The organism is Soehngenia longivitae, from assembly GCF_004684055.1.
Classification (GTDB): Bacteria; Bacillota; Clostridia; order Tissierellales; family Tissierellaceae; genus Soehngenia; species Soehngenia longivitae.
Genome location: NZ_SRIB01000004.1, coordinates 19,477 through 32,424 on the forward strand (window position 1 = coordinate 19,477; position 12,948 = coordinate 32,424).

Genomic DNA, 12,948 nt, shown 5'->3' on the forward strand with positions numbered 1-12,948 from the left:
TTATTTATTATACCATATTTTACAGAATAAATTCATATTTTTAATTGATCTCTTAATACAATTTCGACTTGTTTCAAAGCTTCGTCAAGTTTGTCAAGGTATTTTCCTCCACCTTGAGCAATATCTTTTCTTCCTCCACCATTGCCACCTAAAACACTAGATACTTTTTTTACGAGTAATCCAACATTAACACCTTTGTCTATAATATCACTAGTAGCCATAAAAATAAAAGTGATCTTGTCTTCATTTTGAGAAGTCAAAAATATAACTCCATTATTTATCTTTGATTTTATAGTGTCTCCTAATTCTCTCATTTCTTGAGCATCCATTTTTTCGCAATCATGAATGATAAGGTTTATACCATTAATATCTATCGAACCGTTAATTATTTCATCGATTGAGTTAGAAATAATAGCTTTCTTTAAATTTTTTATCTCGTTGTCCTTTTCCTTAGACTCTTCAATTATATGAGTTGCTTTCTCCAGAATATTTTGCTTATTGCTATTAAGTGTTATAGCTACTTTATTGATATTATCCTCTAACTCAACTATATAGTCATAAACATTTAATCCTGTTATTGCCTCTATTCTTCTAACTCCAGAAGCCACACTTGATTCTGATATTATCTTAAATAATCCGATTTGTCCAGAATTCTTTACATGGGTGCCTCCGCAAAGTTCTTGTGAAAAACTTCCAATACTTACAACTCTTACAAATTCACCGTATTTTTCTTCAAACAAACCAATAATTCCATGTTGCTGTGCTTCTTTCAATGTCATAATCTCAGTTTTCACTTCTTGAGCTTTTAATATTTCTGAATTGACAATAGTTTCAATTTTCTTAATTTCTTCTTCTGATAATGGTTCGAAATGAGTAAAATCAAATCTAAGCCTTTTCGGAGTAACTAATGAACCAGCTTGATTAACATGATTGCCTACAACTATTTTTAATGCTTTATGCAGCAAATGAGTTGTAGAATGGTTTCTCATCGTTGCTTCTCTAGATTCAACATCTACTTCAGCTTGTACAAACTCATCAGTTCTGAGTTCTCCACTAATTACAGTTACATGATGAATCGGTGCTTTTGAAGGAGTTAATTTTGTGTCATTTACTCGTGCCATTCCCTGCTCAAATTTAAATATACCCTTATCGCCTATTTGCCCTCCAGACTCTCCGTAAAAAGGAGTTCTTTCTAAAATAACAAATCCGGTTTCTCCTTCGATTAACTTATCAACTTTTTTGTCTTCTTTAAAAATAGCTTTCACAATTGTATCTGCTTTTAATGTACTGTAACCCACAAATTCCGACTCAATCCCTTTAGTAATGTCTTCTTCATTTTTAGTGCTCCAGCCTGAATCTGATTCATCTCTAGCTCTTCTTGCTCTTTCTTTTTGTGCTTTCATATAGTCTTGAAATCCATTTAAGTCAATTTGATACCCATTCTCTTTTGCAATCTCTTCTGTAAGTTCAGGTGGAAACCCAAAAGTATCATATAGTTTAAAAACCTTTTCTCCATCCAAAACCGTAGTTTCGCTTTGAGCTAATTCACTTATCATGGTTTCAAGAATATTCAACCCTTGATTTATTGTTTCTTGAAACTTTTCTTCTTCAATTGAGATAACTCTTTTAATTTGGCTCTCATTTTCTTTGAGTTCTTTATATTCAACCATCCATGAATTTATAACAACTTCTGCTACTTTGTCTAAAAACGTATTTTCTATACCTAGGAGTTTTCCATGTCTTGAAGCTCTCCTTATAAGTCTTCTAAGTACATACCCTCTGCCTTCATTACTTGGTACAACGCCATCACTAACTAAGAAAGTTATAGCTCTTATGTGATCTGTAATTACTCTTACTGATACATCTTTCTCTTTATCTGATCCATATTTATATTCACTTATTTCCAATATTTTATTTAATATATCTTTAATAGCTCCTATTTCAAATATGTTATCAGTATTTTCCATTATAGTAGCAATTCTTTCTAGTCCCATTCCCGTATCGATGTTAGGATTTGGAAGTGGGTGATAGACTCCATTTTCATCTTTATCAAATTGTGTGAACACAAGATTCCAAACCTCTAGAAATCTATCACAGTCACAGCCTGGTTTACAAGTATCTTTACCACAGCCATACTGTTCTCCTCTATCTACATATATCTCAGAGCATGGTCCCGATGGACCTACCTCAAGTTCCCAAAAATTATCTTTTTTCCCTAATCTAACTATCTTTTCAGTTGGAATACCAATCATCTTATTCCATAGTTCATAAGCTTCATCATCTTCATAATAAACAGTTACCCACAGATCTTTTGGATCTAATTCAAGTCTTTGGGTTAAAAATTCCCAAGCCCACGAAATAGCTTCTTTTTTGAAGTAGTCTCCAAATGAAAAATTCCCCAACATTTCAAAAAATGTTGCATGTCTTGCAGTTCTCCCCACATTGTCAATATCGCCTGTCCTAATACATTTTTGGCATGTTGCCATTCTCTTACTTGGAGGTGTTTTTTCACCAGTAAAATACGGTTTCAGTGGTGCCATTCCTGCTCCAATTAATAATAGGGACTTATCATTTTTGGGCACAAGTGAAAAGCTTGGTGCAATTAAATGTTCTTTTTCACTAAAAAACTCTAAAAACTCTTTTCTTATTTCATGAAGTCCTAAATTCTTCATATTTACACCTCTCTAAGTATTATAAAAATCCTCCCTTTGAGGGAGGTAATATTACTATTTCATTTTAGAATATATATGGTTATTTGTCAATGAACTACAATAATTCTCTCGATTCTTTGTATTTATTTATTATAAATTTAAATAAAATCATCATGATAGCAGTTACTGGAACTGCCAATATCATTCCCAAAACCCCAAATATTCCTCCACCAATTATTAAAGCTAAAAGAACCGTTAAAGGATGAAGCCCTATGCTTTGTCCTAGAACTTTAGGAGCTAAGATGTTGTTTTCAACCCATTGAATAACAACGAAAAATACAGCTACCCATAAAGCTTTTAAAGGGCTTGAGAAGAAAGCCAAAAATACAGCTGGCAAGAAACCTAAAAAAGGCCCAATGTATGGAACTATATCAGCTATAGCTGTAATAAAACCTATAACAATAGCAAATTGAACATCCATAATTAACAAAAATATCGCGGTCATTGTGCCTACAAAAATAGCCATAAAAAATCTGCCTTTTATAAACTGGTTCATAACATCATTTATCTGTTGAGAAAGGCCTAAAATATCGTCTTTATATCTTTCAGGAATATTTTCTTTTACTTTTTTTACAAAATAATTTTTATCAATGAGGAAGTAAAAAGTGATTATTGGTATCAATATTAAAGTTACCGCTTTTGACAAGAATCCACTTATCCCCGATACTAGATTTGCCAATCCATTTGATATTGAATCCTGTAGTTTTTGAGTATTGCTTTCTATAACTTCCTCTATACTTTTCAATAGTTCTGGAGTATCACCTAAAACATTTGAATAAATAGAATAGACTCTGTCAATAAAAGCATTAAAATTGCTAATGTAAACAGATGAATTTTCTGCTAAATTTTTTATTTCGTCAATTGTTCTCGGAATGAATGTGACCAGTAATATTATCAAAACTATAACTATACCTATATAAACTACTGCTGTGCTAACTACTCTTTTTAATCCTCTTTTTTGTAAATAATTTACTAAGGGGTTTAAAAAATAAGCTAATATTACTGACATAATTATCGCCAACAATATATCCGATAATATGGTGAACTTTGAGAATAATTCATAAATCACATATATTACTGCAAATATCGAAGCAATAGCTACTAATATTTTAGTATCATACTTTATTTTTTTTCTCTTATCTACGAAGTTATTTCCAATATTTATCAAATAATAGCTAACTAAAAATAATAGTACTGTTAAAAGTATCCATACTAATTTGACAAACAAATCTGGTGGAGCAGCTATTTTCATGCTTGGCCTCCTACTTAAGACTTATTTAATCCTCAACCTCAATTTCATGTAAGTCATCCTCATGGAATTCATTTTCATCAAGTCCTTCTATTTTTACCCCTGTTTTCTTCGAATAATCAAGCAATGCTTTTCTTATTGCTTGTTCAGCTAATACACTGCAGTGCATTTTTACAGGTGGAAGACCATCTAAAGCTTCAGCAACAGCTTTATTAGTTATTTGCATAGCTTCTTGAATAGATTTCCCTTTTATCAATTCAGTTGCCATGCTTGAAGATGCAATCGCAGATCCACAACCAAAAGTCTTAAATTTTACATCTGTTATTATCCCATTTTCTATCTTTAGATACATCTTCATTATATCTCCGCATTTTGGATTGCCTACTTCTCCGACTCCATCCGCGTTTTCAATTTCTCCTACATTTCTAGGATTCATAAAATGATCCATTACTTTTTCTGAATACATTATTTACCCTCCTGATTTTTTTCATAAAGTGGTGACATCTGTCTTAATCTATCAACGATCGTAACAAGTTTGTCAATGACAAAATCTACTTCTTCTTTAGTATTTTTTATCCCTAATGATAATCTTAGCGAACCATGGGCAATTTCATGTGGAAGTCCAATTGCAAGTAGCACATGAGATGGATCTAAACTTCCTGATGTACAAGCAGAGCCACTTGAAGCCTCTATTTTGTACATATCTAAACTCAGTAGCAGCGATTCTCCTTCTATATATCTAAAGCAAATATTTACATTCCCCGGTAGCCTTTTTGTTGGATGCCCATTTAGTCTTACTTCAGGTATTCGATTTTGTATGTTTTTTATCATATAATCTCTAAGTTCGACTAATTTAGCTGTATTTTCTTCCAATTCAGAATAAGCAAGTTCAATAGCTTTACCTAACCCAACTATGCCTGGTACATTTTCAGTACCTGCTCTCTTATTTTTTTCTTGAGCTCCCCCATGGATTAGAGAATCAATTTTTATTCCCTTTCTGACGTACAAAGCTCCTACTCCTTTTGGTCCATAGAGTTTATGTGCCGACATTGACAATAAGTCTATATTCATATCTTTGACATCAATCGGAAGGCTTCCAACAGCTTGAACAGCATCAGTATGAAAAATTACATTATGTTTTCTTGCTATTGAACCAATTTCCTTTATTGGCTCTATAGTGCCTATTTCATTGTTTGCAAACATTATTGAAATCAATATAGTATTATCTTTAATTGATCTCTCGAGTTCATCAAGTGAAATCATCCCATATTCGTCCACATTTAAGTAGGTTACTTCAAAACCGTTTTTTTCAAGATATTCACAAGTATGTAGAATTGCATGATGTTCAATTTTTGAGGTAATAATATGATTCCCTTTATCTCTTAACTTAGAAGCAATACCTTTAATGGCCCAGTTATCAGCCTCTGTACCGCCTCCTGTGAAATATATTTCATTTTTTTCAGCATTAATTGTTTTAGCTACTCTTTCTCTTGCTTTATCAATAGCTATTTTCGAAAAATTACTCAAATAATATATGCTTGATGGATTGCCATAATATTCACTAAAGTAAGGCATCATTTCATCAAGTACTTCTTTTCTGACTGGTGTAGTCGCAGCATGATCCATATAAATAATTTTTTCCACTTTAGCCCTCCTCAAAATCAGCTATTAATTGTGTTAGACTCTTCTACCATATCTTGAAGCGTTATTGAGTCAATAACTTGATCTATACCATTTTTAAGCTTAGCCAATACTAATTTAGTAGCACACATTTCTTCTTTTTTGCATTCAAATCCATCACTGGATACACATTCAGCCGGATAATTATCTCCTTCAAGAGAACGCAATATATCGCCAACTGTTATTTCTTTTGGGTGCCTAGAAAGCATATATCCTCCATATGCTCCTCTGCTACTGACAATAAGTCCATCTTTTTTTAAAGTTGAAAAAAGTTGCTCTAAATAATTCTCACTAAGTTCTTCTTCATCTGCAATTGATTTTATAGATATAGGACCTTCGCCATAAACAATTGCTAATTGGTACATAGCCATTAATCCATATCTTCCTTTTGTAGATAATCTCATTATTTCACCTCATTAATACCAACTAAATTACTTGGGTTTATAATTCATTATATTATATCCATGTAATATTGTCAACATTTACACAATCAAATAAGACCTGTAATCACACAAAAACCATAAGTTAACTTATGGTTTTTGTGGTTACTATTTAGTTTCTGTCTCTGCTGTTTTTGGGCTTTTCTTGGGTTTTTTATTCTTCATATTGCTTTTTTTAATAACTGATAACAATTTTGCAAATACTATACCACATAAGCCAGCGCTTATTAGTATAATTGTTAATTCCAGTTTTGCTAAATTATATGGATTCATTAAATTTCCAATATTTAATACTAAAATTACTAATCCTACAATAAAAGATATCAATCCTGGTAAGTAATTTAAACCTTTATTTTTTCGATAAATATAGTTAATAGTTAAAACTGAAACAATTATTATTAAGAGAACAATAAACAAAGCACTTGCTTCTCCTAAATAATTTTTTAGCCCGGAAAAGGCATTTGATATATTTGATAAAAATGTTCTTACTTTTGCCATAAATTTTTCCTTTCTATTGCTATATTTGTACTTTTTTATACTGTTTTCGTAACTCTAATATTTTTTTACTTCTAGCTCACTTGCTCCTTGCTCTATCAATATTTTTTGCCATATATTTGGGTACCTGCCCGTCGCCCATTCGGACATTATTATAGTGAATTCATCTTCCATTGGTATACTTGCTATTGGTATTCTATTGATATCATCCCCATCGATCAAATATATGACAATTTCATTTTGAGTTACTATAACCATAAAGTCTTTATTTGGTGATGAAAAAGCATCTACTACATTTGGTATGTTTAGCTTAATAATCTCAAATGGAATTGCTAGATCATCATAACTTACCATATTTTTAGGAGGTAAAGCTTTGATACTGAAATCGCTATAAAATTCTTCTTCATTTTCTTTATAATTAACTCTTCCCTTTAATGTCCAATACCCATTTCTTCTCACAAGTCCGAAATTTTCTTCATTCAATGCAAATTCTTGTTCTATGTTTATATTTCTAGCTCCATCACTAAATAAAATAGTCCCATTTTCTCCTACAAGATCAGATAGCTTAATTGGTTTCTCTTCTGATAGATTGTCAATTGCATAGACTTGTAATGTTTTTCTGTCATCTCTTTCTATATCAATATTTTCTACTGATATATAATCATTTCCTACGAACAGAATATTTTTTAAAATCGATGGAAGTTTTTTCTCTTTACTTGTTGCTACTAGATATTTCTCATCTGCGCTCATAATATCGTAAGCTGTTTCAGTTTTCGCATAATCTTTTGAAACAATTGGATTTGCTTCTATTTTATCATAGATACTTTCACTAGCATATACTCTATTTTGTTTAATCTTCCAAAATCCATTCTTTCTCGGAACAAGCAAATCATCAACCTTATATACCCCTGATAATTGTTTGTTTTGCATATTTATCCAAATAGTTTCATAATTCCAATATAAAACTTTGCTTTCTTCGTCTAACTTCTGAGTTTTAATACCAAGTAAAATCCCAGAACTAAATTCATCAGGTTCAGAACTTGCTATTGGCATTTGAACTGCTTTTTCAATTTCAATCAATCTCTCAATTTCTTCTAAAGAAACTTCATTGTTTATAATATCTAGTTTGTAAAATGCATCATCTAAATAATAAATCATTTCTTCATCATTTAGTTTAATGAATTCAGCAAAATAATTTTCATCTTTAACTATAGTTATAATCTTTACTTCTTGATTGTCAATTCCTAAATCCTCTGTTGTCAACTTATACCTATAAAGTAGATACTCTCTTAAATCAACTGTCTTTATTCTGTATTTAGGTTTGTCAGTATAATCGTCTAATAATAAAATAGCATCTTTATGAAAAAAACATTGTTTCCCTATATTTTCATCTTCGTTATCAATTGTGTTGTCATATCTAAATAATAGTTCATTGATTTCCCATTTGCCAAGTATTGGAGGTTTTTCATTGCTAGGAGATTCAACAAATTCAATGTTATCTATCTTAAGCGCACTACATCCAGTAATTAGGGCAAATGAAACAACTAACAACAATATCTTTAGATTTTTCATTGTAATTCCTCCTCTTTTAGAAACCCGATGATTACAGTAGTGCCTTTTTGTTCTTCTGAATAAATTTCAAATATACCATTATGAAGTTTCATTATTTCATCACAAATAGATAGTCCTATGCCACTGTGTGAATTAGAGTTATTGCCTTTATAAAATCTTTCCTTGATATGGGGTAAATCTTCTTTTGATATACCAGGACCATTATCTGTAATTTTGATATATATATATTTATCATCTTGATATAACGAAAAATCCACTACACCATTTCCAGTAAACTTAAAAGCATTATCTAAAATATTTATCAAGACTTGTTTAATTCTATTCATATCTCCAACAATAAAAATTTTCTCCTCTGGTATAGAGATATTAAATTGAATATTATTGTTAAGAGCTCTAGGCTTTAATTGATTCGTAACTTGATTTGATAATTTATTTATATCAAGCACTTCTTTAACTAAAGAAATCCTTCCTGAAGTAAATCTGGAAAAATCAAGCAAATCATCGACCATATTTGTTAGCCTATCACTTTCGGTTTCAATAATTTCAAGGCCATCGTGTAAAATCTTTTTATCTAGGTTTTCATATGACTTTAAGGTAATTGCCCATCCTTTAATTGATGTGAGAGGTGTTTTTAATTCATGTGAAATTGATGATATAAAATCATCTTTAATCCTTTCTCTCCTAGTAACTTCTTCGGCCATATAATTTAAAGTTAATGATAATTTATCAATTTCTGCGTCTTTATATTCTCTACTTCTGACTTTGAATTGTGCATCTGCCATTTTCCCTGCCACTTGTGTCAATTCAGTAATTGGTTTTACAATTGATTTTGCGAGCAAATAACTGATCAATCCTGAAATTAAAATAACTGCGATACCTAATCCTATTAGAAGTTTAGAAATCTGGATGATCATGTCATTGGCAATATTTAAACTAGAAGTAAACCTCATGATACCAACAGGCTTATTTTGTTTTAATAATGGCATAGAAACAGACATCACAGGTTCATTTGAGTAAGTAGTTTCTGATATTTTTGTTGTCTTACCATCAGATAAAATTTTATTAACTTCTTGAGGGTCTATGCTTTCTTCTATATCTGTGCCTAATGAATCCATCAAAATTTTGCCACTAGTATCCATTATTTGAACTTGTGCTTTTGTATGTAGCCAAAACACGTCAACATCGTCTAGGATAATGTCTGAAAGGTCAGATGCTGAAAAGTATCTTTCAAAAAAAGTAGTTGATAATTCCAATTGATTAGTTAAAATTGTTTCGACATTGTTATAAAAATATTCCTTAACCCCTTTGATTAAACTAATTTCAATAATCAAAACAGTTAAAATGATTATTATCATGAAATTTTTTATTAATCTGCTTTTAATGCTTTTTTTCATAATAATATTAATCCTCTTCTCTCCACCTATATCCAATTCCCCAAATGGTCTCAATATATATTGGCTTACTTGGATCTTCTTCTATTTTCGACCTTAATCTTCTAATGTTGACGTCAACCACTTTTCCATCCCCTGAGAAGTCAACTCCCCAAATTATATCTAATATTTGGTCTCTATCAAATGCTTTCCCAGGGTTTGACATAAACAAATCTATTATTGCAAATTCTGTTCTTGTTAATTCAATTTTAACATTATTTTTATAAAATTCCCTAGAAGACAAATCAAGTTTAAATGGTCCAAATTCTAAAATATTTTTATTGTCACTATCAAAATCAAGTCTTCTTATCAGCGATTTTATTCTTAGAATCAATTCAGCAGGATTGAAAGGCTTTGTCATGTAATCATCAGAACCATATTCTAAACCCATGATTTTATCGGTATCCTGACTTTTAGCTGTTAACATAATAATTCCCATTTTCGGATATTTAATTCTCAATTCTTTTAAAACTTCAAACCCATCAATTCCAGGAAGCATGACATCTAAAATCGCAATATCAATTTGTTCATTTTTTACTATTTCTAAAGCTTCTTCTCCTGAAGAAGCTTCGTATACGGCATATCCTTCTCTGTCTAAATTGATTTTTATAAATTTTCTTATTGATTCTTCGTCTTCAACTACCATAATATTAATTCTCATAATACCCTCCATTAATTTTCATCTAATGCTTTTATGGTATAACCTTCATCCATCAAAGTCTCAATAATCTCCGGAAGAACTTTGACTGTATTTTCCTTTGCATCTGTATCATGTATTAAAATGATGATATTTTTTTTATTTTTATGAGTTTCTTTAAATCTCTTGATTAGGTAATCAGCTGATGGATTAGATTTTTCTGCATCTCCATTTAATGCATTCCAGTCAACCACATTGTACCCCTTGGCTAATGCTTGGTTTTTTATTTCAGACTTTTTATTTCCGTAAGAGCCTCCAGGAAATCGTAAAAGCTTTGTATGAAAGTCTTCGCCTAATATATTTTTAAGTACAGCTTCACAATTTTCTACGTCAGCAAAAAAATTTTCAGAATTTTTATAAATACATCCATATTTATGTGAATAACTGTGGTTACCAATGCTATGACCGTTTTCATGTATGAGTTTCAAAGTTTCTGGATTATTTTCAGCCATGACTCCTAATACAAAAAACGTAGCTTTAACATCGTATTCATCCAGTATTTTAAGAATTTCCAGAGTATTATGTTTTGAAGGACCATCGTCAAAAGTTAAATAAGCACTTTTTCCAGATTCAATATCTTCATTTGTGTGCTTTGTATTTTCTTCTTCAATTTTAGAATAATAATCGCTGATTAAAATATCTTGTTTTTTCTTTGCATTATCGTAGTTCTTCTTAGACTTTTCATTCTCTATCTCTTCACTAACTAGATTATCATAATAATATCTAGATAATAAAAATTCTATATCTATTGATTGCGCTAAAGCTTTATTTTGACTATTTATTATTCTCCCACTCAGTAGAATAACTAACAATATAATAAAAATTAAGAGTATCACCTTAATTACCCACTTCATAAGAATCCCTCCAATATGTGTATTATACACATATTGGAGCGAGATGTTGTTACAAAAGAGTAACAACCTTTAAACTTTGGAATATTGATAAGTATACAAATTGTAATATATTCCTTTTGAAGCTAATAGTTCTTCATGAGTTCCAATTTCTTTTATACCATCATCTGTCAGCACAAGTATTGTATCGGCATTTCTTATGGTAGAAAGTCTATGAGCGATAATCAAAGTAGTCCTACCTTTTGATAATTCTTTAAAAGACTCTTGAATTAGCATTTCAGTCTCTGTATCAAGTGATGAAGTAGCTTCATCGAGAATTAATATTGGGGGATTTTTTAAAAATAACCTTGCTATAGAAATTCTTTGCTTTTGGCCGCCAGATAATTTAATCCCTTTTTCCCCAATATATGTTTCATAATTAAAAGGTAAGCTCATAATAAAATCATGAATTTTAGCTTTCTTTGCAGCTTTTATTATATCTGCTTCAATTGCGCTTGGATTACCATATTGAATATTCTCTTTAATGGTTCCTGTAAATAAGAATACATCTTGCTGGACGATTCCAATATTTTGCCTTAAAGATTTCAATGTGTAATCTCTTATATCAACTCCATCGATCGTAATTTGTCCTTCTGTAACTTCATAAAATCTAGGAATTAAATGACATAGAGTAGTCTTGCCTACACCAGATGGGCCAACAATTGCAATGGTCTTACCTTTAGGCACATAAAAATTTATATTTTCAAGAATTTTTTTATTGCCATTATTATAACTAAATGACACATTTTCAAATCTGATATCCCCCTTAATATCATTAGCTTCTATAGCATTAGGGCTGTCAACTATACTTGGTTTTATATTCATTACTTCCAAAAATCTCTCAAACCCAGTCATTCCATCTTGGTATTGTTGGGTGAACTCAGTTAGTCTTCTTATTGGTTGCATGAAAAAATTAACATATAATGTGTAAGCAAATAAGTCTCCTAAGTCAATCACCTTTAAATATACAAAATATCCTCCTACGGATATTACTAGTAAATTTAATATGCTTGACATCAAGTTTATTCCAGAAGTGAATTCTGCCATTATTTTATAAGAATTTCTTCTCGCATTTGAAAATGCTTCATTTCCTTCGTTAAATTTCTCAATTTCATATTCTTCATTTGTAAAAGCCTTTGCAACTCTTATCCCAGATATGCTATTTTCTAATTGTGAATTTACATCCGCTATTTTTTTCCTTACTTCTCTAAAAGAGGACTCCATTTTATTTCTTTTTTTTACAGAAAATAGAAGCATTAGTGGAATAAAGCTAAAAATAATAAGTGTCAATCTCCATTCAATTTGTAGCAATATAATAAATGATCCGCTCAGCATTACCAATGATATAAATAAATCTTCAGGACCATGATGTGCTAACTCAGTTATATCCCTTAAATCATTTACTATTCTAGACATTATATGCCCAGTCTTGTTATTGTCATAGTAACTAAAAGGTAAAGTTTGTAAATGAACAAAAATGTCTTTTCTCATATCTCTCTCTATTCTTACGCCCAAAAGGTGTCCATAATATGATACAATATACTGACTTATGTACCTTAAGAAGATGATTAAAAACATTATTATTGTCCAGTTAAAAAGTACTTCCATGTTTCCTTCAGGAATTACCTCATTTATGAGCCTACGTGTAAACACTGGGAATACTAAGTCGAATAATGACAATAGCAATGCAAAAAACATATCAAGAAAAAATAAGTTCTTATGTGGCTTATAATAAGAAACAAAATTTTTTAACATAATTGCCTCCAAAAGTTGTAATATGTATT

At 30.6% G+C, this 12,948-nt stretch carries 11 protein-coding genes; all 11 read right to left on the reverse strand.

From position 1 onward, the window contains the following. Positions 1–32: 32 nt before the first annotated feature. The gene (alaS, locus tag E4100_RS03810; RefSeq protein ID WP_135270721.1) at positions 33–2,672 is read right to left on the reverse strand and encodes an alanine--tRNA ligase; all 2,640 of its coding nucleotides are present in this window, start codon (positions 2,670–2,672) and stop codon (positions 33–35) included. Between the two features lie 94 nt (positions 2,673–2,766). Continuing rightward, positions 2,767–3,963: an AI-2E family transporter gene (locus tag E4100_RS03815; protein WP_135270722.1), complete on the reverse strand. Its 1,197-nt coding sequence runs from the start codon at positions 3,961–3,963 to the stop codon at positions 2,767–2,769. A 25-nt stretch (positions 3,964–3,988) separates the two neighbouring features. Beyond that, the gene (nifU, locus tag E4100_RS03820; protein ID WP_209315257.1) at positions 3,989–4,426 is read right to left on the reverse strand and encodes a Fe-S cluster assembly scaffold protein NifU; all 438 of its coding nucleotides are present in this window, start codon (positions 4,424–4,426) and stop codon (positions 3,989–3,991) included. Beyond that, positions 4,426–5,604, reverse strand: coding sequence for a cysteine desulfurase NifS (gene nifS, locus E4100_RS03825; protein WP_282097106.1), 1,179 nt, complete (start codon positions 5,602–5,604; stop codon positions 4,426–4,428). Before nifS ends, nifU begins: the two co-directional genes overlap by 1 nt. 17 nt (positions 5,605–5,621) lie before the next feature. Then, positions 5,622–6,044: an RrF2 family transcriptional regulator gene (locus E4100_RS03830; RefSeq protein ID WP_135270724.1), complete on the reverse strand. Its 423-nt coding sequence runs from the start codon at positions 6,042–6,044 to the stop codon at positions 5,622–5,624. Positions 6,045–6,188: 144 nt separating this feature from the next. Further along, the gene (locus E4100_RS03835) at positions 6,189–6,578 is read right to left on the reverse strand and encodes a hypothetical protein (protein WP_135270725.1); all 390 of its coding nucleotides are present in this window, start codon (positions 6,576–6,578) and stop codon (positions 6,189–6,191) included. 54 nt (positions 6,579–6,632) lie between these two features. Next, positions 6,633–8,147, reverse strand: a complete 1,515-nt coding sequence (locus tag E4100_RS03840) for a hypothetical protein (RefSeq protein WP_135270726.1) — start codon at positions 8,145–8,147, stop codon at positions 6,633–6,635. Then, positions 8,144–9,541 carry a HAMP domain-containing sensor histidine kinase gene (locus E4100_RS03845; protein WP_245196352.1) on the reverse strand — a complete coding sequence of 466 codons (1,398 nt, stop codon included), beginning with the start codon at positions 9,539–9,541 and terminating at the stop codon, positions 8,144–8,146. Before E4100_RS03845 ends, E4100_RS03840 begins: the two co-directional genes overlap by 4 nt. A 7-nt stretch (positions 9,542–9,548) precedes the next feature. Next, positions 9,549–10,238, reverse strand: a complete 690-nt coding sequence (locus E4100_RS03850) for a response regulator transcription factor (RefSeq protein WP_135270727.1) — start codon at positions 10,236–10,238, stop codon at positions 9,549–9,551. Positions 10,239–10,249: 11 nt separating this feature from the next. Next, positions 10,250–11,128 carry a polysaccharide deacetylase family protein gene (locus E4100_RS03855; RefSeq protein WP_135270728.1) on the reverse strand — a complete coding sequence of 293 codons (879 nt, stop codon included), beginning with the start codon at positions 11,126–11,128 and terminating at the stop codon, positions 10,250–10,252. Positions 11,129–11,197: 69 nt separating this feature from the next. Then, positions 11,198–12,919, reverse strand: a complete 1,722-nt coding sequence (locus E4100_RS03860; protein ID WP_135270729.1) for an ABC transporter ATP-binding protein — start codon at positions 12,917–12,919, stop codon at positions 11,198–11,200. Positions 12,920–12,948: the final 29 nt, after the last annotated feature.